Raw genomic sequence first — 15,004 nt, 5'->3', positions numbered from 1 at the left:
ATGACCCGCGAACAACTCGAACAGCAGCTACACCGCCCTCCCGACACATTCCGGCAAGGTTCGCCGATACAGGAATCCGGACAGCGCGGCTACACTAATCTGGCAGGAGCCGATTTTGGTCTTTCAGACCCTAAAAAAGCTGGCCTCACCGAACGGATTACACTGGCGTCGATTCTGCAAAAACCTGTTTGGGGTTTACTAACGGGCATGGTACTAAGTGCGCTGATTATTTATGGTTTCAGTGGCATTATTTATTTCACCGGCCTGCTTGTGATCACCAAAGACACCGCTCTGGCAGGTCTCTACCGTTTTTTGGTTGTGCTGAATGTAATGCAGGGTATTACCATCTTTTTAATGGTGTGGTTGGTATCCGACTGGCTGGACCGGCAGATTCGATCAGTCTGGTGGCGGCATTTGCTCATTTCGGGCATGGCACTGGCTCTCAGCTTTGTGGTCAACGTAGGCATCTACCTGTGGTTAGGCGAAGGCCCTCTTAAGGTCCTGGCCCAACGGCCCAACTATGACCAAAGCAATGCGCCGGGCTGGGCCTACGTGCTCGCATATATCGTGGTAGCCAACCTGTTTAGCTACGTACTGCGGCAGGGGCGGCAACTGACCCGCAAAATGACCGAACAGGAGATTCAGCTCTTAAGCCTCGACAAACTGAAAACCCGTGCCGAACTCGATGCGCTACAGGCTAAAATAAATCCACATTTTCTCTACAACGCCCTCAACAGCGTCGCCAGTTTGGTGCATGACAATCCCGAAAAAGCTGAGGAAATGACGCTGTTGCTCTCAAAGCTGTTTCGATATTCGACCGGGCGCGATGGAGAGCTGTTTGCCAGTTTGGCCGACGAGCTGGAGATGGTGAAAACTTATTTGCAGGTTGAACAGGTTCGATTTGGCAACCGCCTGACGTTCAGCGTCGATGTATCAGACCCAGGCTTGATTGAGCTGAGATTGCCGCAGTTTTTGTTGCAGCCTATCGTTGAAAATGCTATCAAACACGGCATCGCCAAACGCGCCGACGCGGGCCGTATCGACGTGCGTATCTACGAAAAAAATGGTGAGCTACACCTCTGCGTTCACGATAACGGCCCGGCTTTCTCCGACGAGATGGGGGGAGGTTACGGCCTGCGTAGCATTCAGGATAAACTCAAACTGCTCTACGGCGACGATGCCCGTATGGAACTTCAGAACTGGCCCGTTAAGCAGGTTTTGTTAAGCATTAAACTTGAAAAAATAAGTGAGCCGTCTACGAACTATCTTAATTGACGATGAACCGCTGGCAATCAGTCGGCTGCGTCGATTGCTTGATAAACACAGCGACACGTTCGAGGTCATCGGCGATGCTCCGAACGGGGCCGAAGGATTAACGCTCATTGAAGCCCAGCAGCCCGACGTTATTTTTTTAGACATCGAAATGCCGCTGCTCAACGGCTTCGAGATGCTGTCGCGGCTCACTACCGTGCCGATGGTGGTGTTTGCTACGGCCTTCGACCAATACGCCATCCGGGCGTTTGAAGAAAACTCGGTCGATTATCTGCTAAAGCCCATTGAAGCCGACCGATTAGCACGTACAGCTCAGAAAATCAGAACGTTAGTCGAACGCAATGAACCGAGGTCAGTCACGAATCCAATGACTGAGAACGTGATGCGGCTCCTGGCCCAGATGCAGCCGAAGAAAGAAATCTATTCGATCTCGGTGAAAACAGGCGAAAAAATCCGGCTTATTCCGCTCTCCGATATTGCCTTTTTTGAAGCCGAAGACAAATACGTTTTTCTGTCTACCCTCGATGGACAGAAATTCCTGACGACGTACACGCTAACTACGCTCGCCGAAAAACTGCCCGATACATTTGTGCGCGTAAGCCGGTCGGCGATGGTTAATCGACACAAAATCAGCGAGATTCACCGCCATTTCGATGGTAAGTTTGTCCTGATTATGAACGACAAAAAGGCCACCAAACTCACCACCGGCAGCACCTACGCCGACGCCGTGCGGCAACTGCTGGAACTATAAGCGAAGCGAATGTTATTACTCCAACTAATGACATTCGCTTCGCTTATGAGCAAGAAAAATCGCACCGGCATTGTGTATTCCACCAACCCGGATTTCGCCTTCCAGTCCGACGACCAGCCCGAAGCGGTGACTCTGCCACCGGCCCAGCAGAATCTGAAAATCTGGCTCGTGAAATTAGGCGGCAACAAACTGGTAACGGCAGTGCGTGATTTTGTGGGTTCTGACGCTGATTTATCTGATTTGGGTAAACAGCTAAAAGCCGCCTGTGGGTCAGGCGGCTCCGTAAAAGACGGCGAAATTCTGCTTCAGGGCGACCACCGCGACAGAGTGCTGACGTGGCTTACCACGAAAGGATACAAGGCGAAGAAGGCCGGAGGCAACTGAGTCTGTACAGCCCCTACTTTATTCCACCCATCCATTTTGTCAGCGGGCGGGCCAGCAGCAACAGAAGCAATCCGAACGCTAAACAGGGGAAAGCAACGCTCTGAAACAGAGATGGCATCTGCTCAACGTTTTCTTCGTCGAAGCCACCCGCAAACAAGCCCGCAATGAGGTTGCCAAGCGACGCGCCCACAAACCAGATGCCCATCAGTTGGCTGGTGTAGCGTTTGGGCGAAAGCTTGGAAAACGCACTTAACCCTACCGGGCTTAGAAACAGTTCGCCCAACGTATGAAACAGGTACGTGAAGGACAGAAACACGGGCGATACCAATTCTTTCGGCGTAGCACTCTGCCCGGCCACGGCCAGTTTAGAAGCAGCTACCATAATCAAATAGCCAACGCCAAGCAATAACAGGCCCGTTGCCAGTTTGGCCGGGGCGGCAAAGTTGATGTTTCGATTTGCCAGAAACACCCAAAATCCAGCCAGTATGGGCGAAAAAATCAGGATGAACGCCGGGTTAAAGTTCTGAAACCAGCTCGATGGCATCTGCCAGCCCAGAATATTCAGGTCGGTATATCGGTCGGAGAAAATTTGCAGCGACGAACCCTGCTGCTCGAAGCCAGCCCAGAACATGGCAGCCGCCAGAAAAAACACGAACAGCACCAGCACGCGCTTCCGCTCGACGGCATCCAGCCCACCCGCAATCAGAATATAAGCAAAATACCCTAAAGCAGTCAGCGAAATAATAGTGCCCATGCCCTTTGCCAGACCCGGTGCGGTGGTCAGGTCAAGGGTGCCGGTAAGTTGCAGCGTGGTCAGAATGACCACTAATATTGCCAGAAACAGCCACAACGACCGGCTTCCCCCGCTTGTTTGCGGCTTGTCGGTTTGCACACGTTCGCCCGCCTGACCGAGGTAACGCTGCCCAAACGTGCGGAAGATGACCAGACCGAGTGCCATTGCGACCGCAGCCGCACCAAAACCATAATGCCAGCCGACTTTCTGACCCAGATACCCAACAATGGTGATTCCGAGCAGCGAGCCGATGTTGATGCCCATGTAGAAAATGGAGAAAGCCGCATCTTTGCGGGCACCACCTTCGGGATAGAGTTCGCCCACAATACTGCTGATGTTGGGTTTCAGCAGGCCCGTGCCGAGAGCCACAGTACATAAGCCAGCATAGAACAGAGCTTCCCCCGCCGGAAAAGCCAGAATGATATGGCCCAGCATAATAACCAACCCGCCGTACCAGATCGACCGTCGCTGGCCGAGAATGTTATCGGCAATCCAGCCGCCGGGTAATGAAAGCAGGTAGACCGACGACGTATAGAGGCCATAGATAGCGGCTGCGTTGGCTTCGTCTAAGCCCATGCCACCCCGCACATTGTCGAGCAGAAACAGCAGGAGAATGGCCCGCATTCCGTAGTAGCTGAAGCGTTCCCACATTTCGGTGAAGAACAAAACAAAAAGGCCAGCCGGATGGCCCAGAATTGTGGTTTGGTGGGCTGTTCTGCCAAGCGTTGATTCCATGTAGTCGGGTTAACTAAACGTATGCAAAGAAGAAATATGGACAAATAACAAAAAACGGAATGGTAAAGATATTCACCATCTTGCAAACAACCCATCGCCACCTCAATTTTGCAGTCTTCGCGCCGAACTCATGACTCGGCTCCCAACCATGCTCCTTCCTTACGACTTCTACCGCGAGCGGTTTCTGGTTCTCGACTTCTCGGCCACAAACCCCGACCTGCTCAGCCTTGACCTAACCAACACAGCGGCATTTAACGACTACGTATTCGGCAAACTCCGCGACGCGGGCGCGGTGATTGGCGTGGGCGGCTACAACGAACACCGCACCATTTACCGCCGTAGCAATCATTTTCAGAGAATCCGCACCGACGAGCAGCCTGAACCCCGCGAAATTCACCTCGGCATTGACTTCTGGGCCGAAGCCGGTACACCCGTATTTGCGCCCTTCGACGGGGTGGTACACAGCTTTCAGGATAATAACAATTTCGGCGACTATGGCCCAACCATCATTCTGGAACACAGTAACGCGGCTGGAAAGCCGCTGGCAGAGATGAAAAATGCAGCTTTTCAGCCGCGTTACTCGCTCTACGGCCACCTGACGCGCACGTCTCTCGATGGTCTATTCGTTGGAAAATCAGTAAAGGCAGGCGAAAAAATTGCCGAAATTGGCCCTTACCCCGAAAACGGCGACTGGCCCCCGCACCTGCATTTTCAGGTGATGAACGACCTGCTCGGCCTGCACGGCGACTTCCCCGGCGTTTGCTCCGTGGCCGACCGTGCCCGTTTTCTAAGCATCTGCCCCAATCCGAACCAGTGGCTGAACATTCCGGGGCTGCCATAAAAAATACGTTCATGAACTTGCTCTATTTCGCTCTGCGTCATCCGCTCTACCAACGCTGGATGCTGCTTCCTTCGCTGGCGTTTATACTGAGTTGGGTAGCTGGCCCTCTGAGCATTTTCCTGTTTCCACTATTACTGACTATCGTGTACTATTATACGCTCAAAAAGCATCCGGTGGTTATCCGGCCTTGGATTTGGTTTCTCACGGCACCAATTACCAGTTACATCTGGTTCAGATGGGGTCCCATCGAGCAACTGTTTTCTGAACCTCACGGACGTGTCGAGTATGGTATCGCAGCACATTATGCAGGTCAGTTGCTATGCAGTACATGCCTGTTGCTGATGATCTCCGACGAATTGCAAAACGCGGTACTGCGGTGGATGGGTAGTATGCTTATTTCCGGTGCTGTCTGTCTTGGTTTCTATGTATCGATGGCCAACCTGTCTGCTCATTTTCTGGAAACGGGCAGTCTCACTCTATTCATTACGCCACCTTTAGTTGGTCTGATTGCCAATGGTATAAGCGGCTTGCTACTGATTGACTACGAGCATCGGTAAAATACTGTTGGAAGTGGACAATGAAGCAGATTATCTAAAAATCCCCTTACAAAATTCTGATAATCAGCCTTCTAACCGACACTTTTAACCTTTCAGGTCTTCGGCGGGTTTACCGTTTATCAATCAAAACAAACAGCAACGTTATGAACCCGAACGATAATCAGGATTACAATCCCGCAGAAGATGACAATCAGGGCGTGGTACAGCCACTGGCGCAGGCTACAAACGGCGGCTTTTCACAATCGGGCGGTATTGCCATTCCAACTGCGCAAGGCCCGGAAACCATCAGGGAAGAAGTCAATGCGTCAGACACCGATGCCAATGGCGTAAATGATGACCTACTGGCTGAAGAAGACGTTGAAGCAGGCAACGTGAATGTCGAATACGAAGAAGGCGACAACTGATATGAACCTGACAAACAAGCAACTGGCCCAGATCATCATGCGCCTTGGTCTGGGCATCAACATGCTTATGCACGGGCTGGTGAGGTTACCCAAACTTAGCGGATTTGTCGAGAAAATGGGGGCCGGCTTCGCTAATACCATCCTACCGCCCGTCTTGACCAACGCGTTTCTGTACATGCTGCCGTTTGCTGAACTGACCAGTGGTTTGCTCATTCTGCTGGGCGGTCGGCTCAGTAGGTGGGGCTACGTGCTGGGTGGTCTGATTATTGGCGCGTTGCTGTTCGGTACAACGCTCAAAGAAGACTGGGATACGGCTGGTTCACAAATGATTTACGTCATCGCGTTTTATCTGGCACTGCGCGGGCTGAGCGATACCGACCGCCAACGATTTTAGCGGGATTGTTCGTCGTTGCTTTGCTCTTTCCAGCGTTCGGTTAAGTACAGATACAGCAGCATGCCATTTACAAAATTACTGATAGCGACTACAGGAATAACCAGCCATAGTTTGGGTGTGTTTGCCAAATCATCATCGAAATCCCGTCGCCACGTCGATATTGCGGCTCCGGTAAGCACCCCCAACTGCCCCCATCTGATCCAGGCGAAGGGGTGTTTTGCCATTTTCTCAATCATCCGCACCGCGTCGTAGTCGAACGTCTGAAGAAACGGCACAAACTCAACGCAGATCGTTGCCAGCCAGCTCATGACCAACAAAGCAAGATAAGTGCGGGCATTTAGACGCTCGGAGAATTGATAACCAAGTCTTATCATTGGTCGTGGTTACATATCACACCTGTTCGTAGGAGCGATGCCCCGAATTAACATAAAGATTCCGATATTTGTCAACTCAAACCGGAACGTACCCACCCGGCAGATTGTTAAAAACAGAGCGTGTGGCACTACTAACCAGGCGCATTAACCGACCATGAGCAAGGACGCTGAAATTTTAGAAAGCATCACTACCTCGGAATATAAGTATGGATTCGAGACGCTGATCGAGGCCGATGAAGCCCCTGTTGGCCTTGACGAAAGTACCATTCGCTTCATATCTGCCAAGAAAAACGAACCTGACTGGCTTTTGGAGGATCGCTTGCGGGCATTCCGGCTGTGGCAGGAAATGACCGAACCCCATTGGCCCAATGTCAAGTATCCCAAGATCGATTATCAGGCCATCAAGTATTATTCAGCCCCGAAGCAGAAGAAAACCGTTGGTAGCTTAGATGAAATCGATCCCGAACTGCTCGACACGTTCAACAAACTGGGTATTTCGCTGAGCGAACAGAAACGGCTGGCAGGCGTTGTTGACGTACCCGGCCTCGACTTGCCCGAAGGCGACCGGCCAAGAGTGGCTGTAGACGCCGTAATGGACTCGGTATCAGTAGCCACGACGTTTAAGAAAGACCTCGCCGAACGCGGCATTATCTTCTGTTCCATGTCGGAAGCCGTGCATGAGCATCCCGAACTGGTCAGGAAGTATCTCGGCTCAGTGGTGCCTGCCAAAGACAACTATTTCGCGGCTCTGAATGCGGCTGTATTCTCAGATGGCTCGTTCTGCTATATTCCGAAAGGCGTTCGCTGCCCAATGGAACTGTCGACTTATTTCCGCATCAACGCAGCCGGAACAGGGCAGTTTGAGCGGACGCTGATTATAGCCGACGAAGGTTCGTATGTTAGTTATCTGGAGGGTTGCACAGCCCCCATGCGCGACGAGAACCAGCTTCACGCGGCTGTGGTCGAACTGATAGCCCATGCCAACGCCGAAATCAAATACTCGACTGTTCAGAACTGGTATCCGGGCGACAAAGACGGGAAAGGCGGTATCTATAACTTCGTAACCAAACGCGGCATCTGCGACGGTCAGAACGCCAAAATTTCGTGGACGCAGGTAGAAACCGGCTCGGCTATTACCTGGAAATACCCATCTGTGATTCTGAAGGGAGATAACTCCATTGGTGAGTTTTATTCGGTGGCCGTTACCAACAACATGCAACAGGCCGATACGGGTACGAAGATGGTACACATCGGCAAAAACACGAAAAGCCGGATTGTCTCGAAAGGCATTTCGGCGGGCCGGAGCCACAACTCATACCGGGGTTTGGTGCAGGTGTTGAAACGCGCCGAAAATGCCCGTAACTACTCGCAGTGCGACTCGTTGCTTTTGGGCGATAAATGCGGGGCGCATACTTTCCCCTATCTGGAAGTAAACAACCCCTCGGCCACCGTCGAACACGAAGCCACGACGTCGAAAATTGGTGAAGACCAACTATTCTACTGCAATCAGCGCGGCATCCCGACCGAACAGGCCGTAGCCCTGATTATCAACGGCTACGCCAAAGAAGTACTAAACCAACTCCCGATGGAATTTGCCGTTGAAGCGCAAAAGCTGCTGGCGATTAGTCTGGAAGGCAGTGTTGGATAATCTGTAGCTTTGATAGCTGGCGCGGATGAGACGCAAAGGGTTGCGTCTCTACACCGGATGGTCAATTGTAGAGACGCAACCCTTTGCGTCTCTCTCGCGCCAGCCAGCCACCTTTGCGTCTCTCTCGCGTCAGCCAGTCACCTGATTCAATTTCTACAACATTCTGTCTATATTGAAGCCCCTGCCGAAACGTGGGGGCTTTTCTTAATTAAACCCTCAATCTTAATGAAACGCTTTGAATATCGCATAATAGACATAACCGCAAAAGGCTGGCTGGGTGGCAAGGTAGACGCTCAGGACCTGACCGACAAGCTGAACGAAATGGGTCGCGAGGGTTGGGAAGTCGTATCGGTTGTAGACACCGAGGTTTACGGTGGTGGCTCACGCGGGTTGCTGGTAACGCTGAAACGAGAAATTTAACGACTCTCAATAGACAGCACCATGCTATAATTCAGGCCATTGCGCTCGAATTCTGCTACTTTCTGAAACCCATGTTTTTGGTAGAAGTGAACAGCGCGTTCGTTATTGGCCTGCACCCCGCCCCACAAAATAAGCTGACGTTTCTCCATTTGCCGGGCTACATCTATAGCCGCTTGTAGCAGATGTCCGCCCAGCCCCCGGCCCTGGTAAGCATCGGCAATGGAGGGGGCGAATGAATAGGTTGTGTCGGGTTGTACCGATACGCCCGCAGTTCCATACCGGGTCAGATCAGATGTTGTGGCACCGGGCAGCAACAGCAGGTAGGCAACAATCTCACCGTTGGGCAGGGCAGCAACCAGGCGAATAGTGTCGTCCTGTTCTACTGAGTTGCAGATTTGATGCACCGTTACGGGGTCGAACGAATGGGGTGAAAAATAAGACCTCGTTTGCTCCGATAAGCCGCCAAAATAGTTGATTAATGGCAGCACGTCGGTTGGCTTCAGCAGACGAATGGTGGTCGTTTCGTCGTCGGTCAGGACAAGTTGTTTAGGCGTAAACAGAACATCGGGCATACGTCCGTGACGGGTAGGTTGATCGTAAGACCGCATAGTTCGCAAAATAAAGTCAGCCTTGCAATTCAGCCCGTTTTTTTGTAATTTAGCCTGATTACACTGGGCCAACGCACACAAGTTGGCCCCGAGCATGGCAACGCTGATGAACTTTAAACTAACTTCCGAATTTCAACCCACTGGCGACCAACCAAAGGCTATCGACAAGATGGTTGGCGGGATTAAAGAAGGCGAACCCGCGCAGGTGTTGCTGGGCGTGACGGGATCAGGTAAAACATTTTCAGTTGCGAACGTAATCGCTCAACTTAATAGACCAACGCTCGTACTGAGCCACAACAAAACACTGGCCGCCCAGCTCTACGGCGAATTCAAACAGTTTTTCCCCGAAAATGCCGTCGAGTACTTCATCTCCTACTACGACTATTACCAGCCCGAAGCATACATCGCTACCACCGGTACCTACATCGAGAAAGACCTCGCCATCAACGAAGAAATCGATAAGCTGCGGCTGTCGGCTACGTCGGCCCTGATGAGTGGCCGGCGCGACGTAATTGTGGTGGCGTCGGTGTCGTGTATCTACGGGATGGGCAACCCCGAAGAGTTCAAACGCAACGTGGTGCGGATTGGTGTAGGCGAACGCATGAGCCGGAATCAGTTCCTGCACAAGTTAGTCGAGATTCTGTATAGTCGTACCGAAGGCGAGTTTCAGCGCGGCAACTTCCGCGTCAAGGGCGACACCGTCGATGTGTTCGTAGCCTACGCTGATTTTGCCTATCGCGTGATTTTCTTCGGCGATGAAATCGAAACCATTCAGCGCATCGAGCCATCGACGGGCAAGAAAATATCGAACGAAAACCTCGTGACCATTTTCCCGGCCAATCTGTTCGTGACGGGCCGCGACACGCTCAATAATGCCATCCACGAGATTCAGGATGATCTGGTAGCGCAGATTCGCTACTTCGAGAGCGAGTTTCGGGAACAGGAGGCTACGCGCATTAAAGAACGCACCGAGTTCGATCTCGAAATGATGCGCGAATTAGGCTACTGCTCCGGCATCGAGAACTACTCGCGCTATTTCGACCGGCGGCAACCCGGCCAACGCCCGTTCTGTTTGCTCGATTATTTCCCCGACGATTATCTGTTGGTTGTCGACGAAAGCCACGTCACTATTCCGCAGATTCGGGCCATGTGGGGGGCGACCGTTCGCGCAAAACGGCGTTGGTCGACTACGGATTCCGGCTGCCGAGCGCGATGGATAACCGCCCGCTTACGTTTCAGGAGTTTGAAGAATTATCGGGCCAAACCATTTACGTTTCGGCCACCCCGTCGGATTATGAACTCCGCAAGGCTGAGGGCGTAGTGGTTGAACAACTCATCCGGCCAACGGGTCTGCTCGACCCCGAAATTGAGGTACGGCCCAGCCTGAACCAGATCGACGACCTGCTCGAAAGCATCGATAGCCGCATCAAAGCGGGCGAGCGTGTGCTGGTAACAACCCTGACCAAGCGCATGGCCGAAGAACTGACGAAGTATCTTGAGCGTGTAGGCATCAAAACCCGCTATATTCACTCGGAAGTAAAAACCCTCGACCGGGTCGAAATCCTGCGCGACTTGCGGCTGGGTAATTTCGACGTATTGGTAGGCGTAAACCTGCTCCGCGAAGGGCTTGATTTGCCCGAAGTGAGTTTGGTAGCCATCATGGACGCCGACAAAGAAGGGTTCCTGCGCGACATTCGGTCGTTGATTCAGACTATTGGCCGGGCTGCCCGAAACGCCAACGGCAAAGTAATCATGTATGCCGACACCATTACGGGGTCGATGCAGAAAGCGATTGACGAGACCAACCGACGCCGGGCCGTTCAGATGGAATACAACACAGACAACGGCATTACGCCGACCACGGTGCTAAAATCGCGCGAGGCCATTATGGGTCAAACCAAAGTTGCTGACTCGAAGGTGCGGCAGTTTTACGTCGAACCCGACGAAATCCGCATTGCCGCCGACCCGGTGGTGCGATACATGGGCCGGGGCGATCTGGAAAAGGTTATCGCCGAAACGCAATCGAAAATGGAGAAAGCCGCCAAAGAACTCGACTTCCTCGAAGCCGCCCGCCTACGCGACGAACTGTTTCAACTGCGCGATAAACTGAAGACGGAGAAGGCGTAGGGCTTGTAGCTTTGCAATCATTTGCTTACATTTGCAACGGTTGGGGAGAGATCCTCGACCCCTACCTTGAGGTGATGCAGGCAACTGTGTCACCTCATTGTATTTTAGCTTCTGCGTTCTTGTCGCGTATCTCCTCTGGTGTAAGGCGACTTAATACCTGGCCGTAAATTATCCATACTTCTTTTACATTTTCAGCCCGGTGAATTTGCCGACGTAACCCCTTGATTAAATCCTCTCTCGAAATTGTGCTTTTGATGTGCAGCAACACATAATCGGCCTGACGTTTCGCGTCACGTAGTTCGTTTTCAATAGCCGACGCAGTAGGGGTGCTGTTATGTTTGAACTCGATAATGAGTTGCTCCTCAATCAGATACGCATCGGGATTTTTGACGCCTGGTTCGTGGCTGATGGCTAATAGTCTCACTTTAAAACCTAATTGCGCCAGAAAAATGGCCGTTTCTATGTTTCGCACGGCCTCCTGCGATGCGTGCGTAAGGTGCATTTCTACATAGCCACCAGATGGCTCTGTTTGATTCTGACGAAGGTCTGGATAGATGAGCAGGCATTCAAGAAAGGGAGATGTTTCCAAGCACGGTGGGGATTAACTTGACAGATATTACTATTAATGGTTATCTTTGCAACGGTTGAGGTGAGAGCCTCGGCCATGACCTTGAGGTGATGCGACCGGCCGGATAGCATCACCTCATTGTATTTTTAGGTCAATAGTACCGTCGAAAAACTCCCTACGCTCAAAATAGTAAAGCCTTTCCTGCCAAATTAGCCACAGACCTTTCACATTATCGGCAAAGTAAAGCCTATTCTTAAGGCCATCCAGAAGATGATTTGCATCAATGCTACTCAGTATGTGCAGCAATAAATAATCGGCTTGCTTACGCCCTGCGCGGACCGCATGTTCAATAGCAGAGCGGGTAGGGGTAAAGTTATGCTTGAATTCCACCGTTACTTGTTCATTAAAAAAGTAAGCATCAGGGTTTTTGGTGTGGGGTGTATCATCAATCATTAATAGCCTAATCTTAAATCCGACCTTAGCCAGAATAATAGCTGTTTCGACATTGCGCTCCGCTTCGTGAGAATTGTGCGTAATATGCACTTCTACATAGCCGCCCGATGGCTCTTCTTCGTTTGTAATTGGGTCTGGATAGACAAGGTGATAGGTACGGGTGTTGGACATACAAGTTAACGGTGACATAGCGAAGGCCGCAAGTTACAAAAAGCGACCCTTATTCACTACGTCACCGCCAAACATAGCCGCTACTGCCCCGACTGAACGACCAGCACCCAATCGTTCTGCGGGGGCGAAACAAGCCGTTTTACACCCTGCGCGGGCATTTTTTGCTCTTTACCGAACTGCCCCGTGCGAGGGTCGTACCAGCGCACAGTCAGGTTGGGACCTTTCAATTGGCTGAGGTCAACTACGGGCCGACCGGGTTGGGGCAGGTAGGCCACGAGTGTAGTTTTATCGGCTGTCACGGCGGCTGCTACGTAGTCGGCTTTCATAAACTCGCCGTAGTCGTTCACGATGACTGTATGTTTCTGGTCAGGCACGAGCGTATGCCACGGCAGCGACTCGAACAATGTTCTGACGTGCTTCATGTGCTGCGAACCGCCGGGGTAGTTGATAATTGTGCGCCATTGCTTTGGAAAATCCCAGCCATCGTGTCCGTAGGCGTGGCCCGCCCCCCCACACAGCATAGTCCAGTAGGCTTGTCGGCGAACTTGCTGTGGCGTACCAATGTCGTTGCCATAGCGAACGCCGTCGCCTTCGTACTGCGATTCACCCAGCACAAACGGCATCCGGTCACTCTTGTTGTATTCGCGTAACGCAGCCTCATATACGTGCGGCATCTGCTGCCCGTCCGACCATTCGTTGGGTTTCTCGCGCCAGTAGGTGTAAATCATGCTGAACCCCAGCCAGGGCGCGTACTGAAACAGGTCGGTGCTGGAGTGCGGTGGCGTGGCGTGGTAGGTTTGCAGTTGCTGCGGAGCGGGGGCGTGTAAACCCTCAGCCATAGCTACGATTTCGGCCCGGATGCTGCGCGGGTCATTGTCGCCCCCCATTAGCCACAGAATGTTTTTGTACTTGCCAAACCGCCGGCCCAGGTACTCGCCCATCTGCCGACATTTGGCTGGGCCACTCAGTTTATACACCTCGTGTTTGGCTTCTACGCCGTGTGCTTCGCGGCAGCACCCAATCCAGAACGGCGAAATCGTAAGCAGCAGCCCCAGCGAATCGGCCACCTGAATTACCCGTTCAACGTGTGCGAAATATGGTTCGTTGGGCTTCGAGAAATCGTAGTCAATAAGTGCTTTTTGCCCGGCCCGGTTCACCGAGTCGGGGTTCATCGAAATATGGACTTGAATGGTATTGAAGCCGTGCTGTTTGCGAAGTGTCAGGTATTCGCGGGCTTCGGGCAGCGTGAGTCGGGCAAATAGCTGCCAGCCGGTGTCGGCATGGTAGAAAAATGGTTTACCAGTCTGATCGACAAAATAGCGACCATTCTCGCTGGTTTTGAGCGGGAAAGCGGGTTTGGACTGGGCCGAGCAAACAGTAACAGCCAGCCAGAGCCAGCCAATGAGTATCCGGGTTTTCATGCAAAAATCGGGATTATACAACCTAACTCAGCGCGTTCCGGCAGTAATCAACGCATTTTTTCACTTCGGCGACTGAATTGGAACCTTCCGGTATCTTGTATTCCAGTTCAATAGCCGCCGGGAAGGTATATTTCTGTTCACGCATCAGCCGCAGCGCGTCGGTCAGGGGCGTGTCGCCCTGTCCCCAGGGAAGGTTGCCTTTGCCGTGCGCGGGCGTTTGCCGGTCTTTGATGTGCATGCTGGCAATGCGGTCGTGTTTTTGCCGAATCAGGCCCAGCGGGTCGGGCTGGTTGGCGGCTACGTAATGGCCGAGGTCGAAGTTCAGTGCGTTGCCCGGCGACTGTGCCAGTGCCGTATCCCAGAACGTGGGTGTTTGCTGTTCGTGGCCGTGGTAGCCGACGCGCAGACCATGTTTCTCAGCCATCTTGCCTAACCGCAGCGTATGGGCATCATTGACAGGGTGTTCGAGCGTTACCTGATTGGCTCCCAGTGCTTTGGCCGCCCGCATTCCGTAGTCGATGTCGGCGTCGGTAGCCTGCATCCCAAACGCATCGGGCTTGAAACCGTAGATGCTCACGCCCGCCTGATTATACATCCGGCGCACCTGCTCAAACTTTTTCATATCGGCAGTTAGCCGCCATTTCGACACCTGTTCGCGGTAGGCGTTTAGCTGGGCTTCGGCGTCGGTCAACTGCTTCTGTTCATCGGCGGTGAGCGGCTGATTCTCACGCCGTTTACGCATAAGCGGAAACATCGTTCGCATGTCGACAGGGCTTTTCGGCATACCTGCAAACGACTCCGCCGGGCCACCCATCAGCTCGATAGCACTGATGCCGCACTCGACCACGTATTTCAGCGTGGCTTCGGCACTTTGGTCGGGCATATCGCGAAACGAGTACGTGATGGTGCCAATCTGTACGCCGTTGATGAGCGAGTTGGGTTTATTGTAATGCCGGATAATGGCCGGGGCACCGAAGAGTTTGTTCGTGCCAAGTAGCGTTCCGGCAGCAAGGGCGGCTGATGTGCCGAGGAAGCGTCGGCGTGATTGGTTTTCCATGACGGTTTAGGCTTTCTGTCTAAAGC

16 protein-coding genes and 1 pseudogene are annotated in these 15,004 nt (G+C 52.5%); 10 read left to right on the top strand and 7 right to left on the bottom strand.

From position 1 onward, the window contains the following. The 3 genes from AWR27_RS01560 to AWR27_RS01550 are packed head-to-tail and all read left to right on the top strand — an operon-like array spanning position 1 to position 2,407. A complete protein-coding gene (locus AWR27_RS01560; RefSeq protein ID WP_077129571.1) occupies positions 1 to 1,275 on the top strand; it encodes a sensor histidine kinase in 1,275 nt (424 codons plus the stop codon). Beyond that, positions 1,247 to 2,023, top strand: coding sequence for a LytR/AlgR family response regulator transcription factor (locus tag AWR27_RS01555; RefSeq protein WP_077129570.1), 777 nt, complete (start codon positions 1,247 to 1,249; stop codon positions 2,021 to 2,023). Before AWR27_RS01560 ends, AWR27_RS01555 begins: the two co-directional genes overlap by 29 nt. A 45-nt stretch (positions 2,024 to 2,068) precedes the next feature. Continuing rightward, positions 2,069 to 2,407, top strand: coding sequence for a translation initiation factor (locus tag AWR27_RS01550; protein WP_077133732.1), 339 nt, complete (start codon positions 2,069 to 2,071; stop codon positions 2,405 to 2,407). Positions 2,408 to 2,420: 13 nt separating this feature from the next. Here the strand turns inward: AWR27_RS01550 and AWR27_RS01545 are convergent, their stop codons facing one another. Next, positions 2,421 to 3,935 (bottom strand): peptide MFS transporter, encoded by a 1,515-nt coding sequence (locus tag AWR27_RS01545; RefSeq protein WP_077129569.1) that lies wholly within the window; start codon positions 3,933 to 3,935, stop codon positions 2,421 to 2,423. Between the two features lie 148 nt (positions 3,936 to 4,083). Here AWR27_RS01545 and AWR27_RS01540 point away from each other — a divergent pair, with 148 nt between their 5' ends. The 4 genes from AWR27_RS01540 to AWR27_RS01525 all read left to right on the top strand — a co-directional run bounded on the left by AWR27_RS01540 (position 4,084) and on the right by AWR27_RS01525 (position 6,131). Then, positions 4,084 to 4,776 (top strand): peptidoglycan DD-metalloendopeptidase family protein, encoded by a 693-nt coding sequence (locus tag AWR27_RS01540; protein ID WP_077129568.1) that lies wholly within the window; start codon positions 4,084 to 4,086, stop codon positions 4,774 to 4,776. 11 nt (positions 4,777 to 4,787) lie between these two features. Then, positions 4,788 to 5,333 carry a hypothetical protein gene (locus AWR27_RS01535; protein ID WP_077129567.1) on the top strand — a complete coding sequence of 182 codons (546 nt, stop codon included), beginning with the start codon at positions 4,788 to 4,790 and terminating at the stop codon, positions 5,331 to 5,333. A gap of 143 nt (positions 5,334 to 5,476) precedes the next feature. Next, positions 5,477 to 5,737 carry a hypothetical protein gene (locus AWR27_RS01530; protein WP_077129566.1) on the top strand — a complete coding sequence of 87 codons (261 nt, stop codon included), beginning with the start codon at positions 5,477 to 5,479 and terminating at the stop codon, positions 5,735 to 5,737. Position 5,738: 1 nt separating this feature from the next. Continuing rightward, positions 5,739 to 6,131 carry a DoxX family membrane protein gene (locus tag AWR27_RS01525; protein ID WP_335695406.1) on the top strand — a complete coding sequence of 131 codons (393 nt, stop codon included), beginning with the start codon at positions 5,739 to 5,741 and terminating at the stop codon, positions 6,129 to 6,131. Here AWR27_RS01525 and AWR27_RS01520 read toward each other — a convergent pair. Beyond that, complete coding sequence (locus tag AWR27_RS01520; RefSeq protein WP_077129565.1) at positions 6,128 to 6,439, bottom strand: hypothetical protein; 312 nt, start codon at positions 6,437 to 6,439, stop codon at positions 6,128 to 6,130. The genes AWR27_RS01525 and AWR27_RS01520 overlap by 4 nt on opposite strands. Positions 6,440 to 6,659: 220 nt before the next feature. Between AWR27_RS01520 and sufB the strand changes: the two genes are divergently transcribed. Next, positions 6,660 to 8,153 carry a Fe-S cluster assembly protein SufB gene (gene sufB / locus AWR27_RS01515; RefSeq protein ID WP_077129564.1) on the top strand — a complete coding sequence of 498 codons (1,494 nt, stop codon included), beginning with the start codon at positions 6,660 to 6,662 and terminating at the stop codon, positions 8,151 to 8,153. 225 nt (positions 8,154 to 8,378) lie between these two features. Continuing rightward, on the top strand, positions 8,379 to 8,573 hold the full coding sequence (locus tag AWR27_RS01510; protein WP_077129563.1) for a DUF4177 domain-containing protein: 195 nt from the start codon (positions 8,379 to 8,381) through the stop codon (positions 8,571 to 8,573). On the opposite strand, the gene AWR27_RS01505 is transcribed toward AWR27_RS01510, so the two are convergent. Continuing rightward, positions 8,570 to 9,181 (bottom strand): GNAT family N-acetyltransferase, encoded by a 612-nt coding sequence (locus AWR27_RS01505; RefSeq protein WP_198045088.1) that lies wholly within the window; start codon positions 9,179 to 9,181, stop codon positions 8,570 to 8,572. The genes AWR27_RS01510 and AWR27_RS01505 overlap by 4 nt on opposite strands. A gap of 106 nt (positions 9,182 to 9,287) precedes the next feature. Between AWR27_RS01505 and uvrB the strand changes: the two are divergent. Further along, a pseudogene (gene uvrB / locus AWR27_RS01500) lies at positions 9,288 to 11,308 on the top strand (excinuclease ABC subunit UvrB). 94 nt (positions 11,309 to 11,402) lie between these two features. On the opposite strand, the gene AWR27_RS01495 reads toward uvrB, so the two are convergent. The 4 genes from AWR27_RS01495 to AWR27_RS01480 form a co-directional block, all read right to left on the bottom strand. Next, positions 11,403 to 11,897: a CdiA C-terminal domain-containing protein gene (locus AWR27_RS01495; protein ID WP_232325942.1), complete on the bottom strand. Its 495-nt coding sequence runs from the start codon at positions 11,895 to 11,897 to the stop codon at positions 11,403 to 11,405. 114 nt (positions 11,898 to 12,011) lie between these two features. Beyond that, positions 12,012 to 12,500 (bottom strand): hypothetical protein, encoded by a 489-nt coding sequence (locus tag AWR27_RS01490; RefSeq protein WP_077129561.1) that lies wholly within the window; start codon positions 12,498 to 12,500, stop codon positions 12,012 to 12,014. Positions 12,501 to 12,580: 80 nt separating this feature from the next. Next, the gene (locus tag AWR27_RS01485; RefSeq protein ID WP_157579053.1) at positions 12,581 to 13,921 is read right to left on the bottom strand and encodes a glycoside hydrolase family 140 protein; all 1,341 of its coding nucleotides are present in this window, start codon (positions 13,919 to 13,921) and stop codon (positions 12,581 to 12,583) included. A 22-nt stretch (positions 13,922 to 13,943) separates the two neighbouring features. After that, positions 13,944 to 14,978 carry a TIM barrel protein gene (locus AWR27_RS01480; RefSeq protein WP_077129559.1) on the bottom strand — a complete coding sequence of 345 codons (1,035 nt, stop codon included), beginning with the start codon at positions 14,976 to 14,978 and terminating at the stop codon, positions 13,944 to 13,946. Positions 14,979 to 15,004: the final 26 nt, after the last annotated feature.

This window comes from Spirosoma montaniterrae (genome assembly GCF_001988955.1).
In the GTDB taxonomy this organism is placed as follows: domain Bacteria; phylum Bacteroidota; class Bacteroidia; order Cytophagales; family Spirosomataceae; genus Spirosoma; species Spirosoma montaniterrae.
Note: the sequence above shows the minus strand (reverse complement) of the source record. Positions and strands in the feature narration are given on the sequence as shown.

Coding starts and splice junctions, on each gene's coding strand:
- AWR27_RS01560 (WP_077129571.1), top strand. CDS start 1: ATGACCCGCGAACAACTCGAACAGCAGCTACACCGCCCTCCCGACACA.
- AWR27_RS01550 (WP_077133732.1), top strand. CDS start 2,069: ATGAGCAAGAAAAATCGCACCGGCATTGTGTATTCCACCAACCCGGAT.
- AWR27_RS01545 (WP_077129569.1), bottom strand. CDS start 3,935: ATGGAATCAACGCTTGGCAGAACAGCCCACCAAACCACAATTCTGGGC.
- AWR27_RS01540 (WP_077129568.1), top strand. CDS start 4,084: ATGCTCCTTCCTTACGACTTCTACCGCGAGCGGTTTCTGGTTCTCGAC.
- AWR27_RS01535 (WP_077129567.1), top strand. CDS start 4,788: ATGAACTTGCTCTATTTCGCTCTGCGTCATCCGCTCTACCAACGCTGG.
- AWR27_RS01530 (WP_077129566.1), top strand. CDS start 5,477: ATGAACCCGAACGATAATCAGGATTACAATCCCGCAGAAGATGACAAT.
- AWR27_RS01525 (WP_335695406.1), top strand. CDS start 5,739: ATGAACCTGACAAACAAGCAACTGGCCCAGATCATCATGCGCCTTGGT.
- AWR27_RS01520 (WP_077129565.1), bottom strand. CDS start 6,439: ATGAGCTGGCTGGCAACGATCTGCGTTGAGTTTGTGCCGTTTCTTCAG.
- sufB (WP_077129564.1), top strand. CDS start 6,660: ATGAGCAAGGACGCTGAAATTTTAGAAAGCATCACTACCTCGGAATAT.
- AWR27_RS01510 (WP_077129563.1), top strand. CDS start 8,379: ATGAAACGCTTTGAATATCGCATAATAGACATAACCGCAAAAGGCTGG.
- AWR27_RS01505 (WP_198045088.1), bottom strand. CDS start 9,181: ATGCGGTCTTACGATCAACCTACCCGTCACGGACGTATGCCCGATGTT.
- AWR27_RS01490 (WP_077129561.1), bottom strand. CDS start 12,500: ATGTCCAACACCCGTACCTATCACCTTGTCTATCCAGACCCAATTACA.
- AWR27_RS01485 (WP_157579053.1), bottom strand. CDS start 13,921: ATGAAAACCCGGATACTCATTGGCTGGCTCTGGCTGGCTGTTACTGTT.
- AWR27_RS01480 (WP_077129559.1), bottom strand. CDS start 14,978: ATGGAAAACCAATCACGCCGACGCTTCCTCGGCACATCAGCCGCCCTT.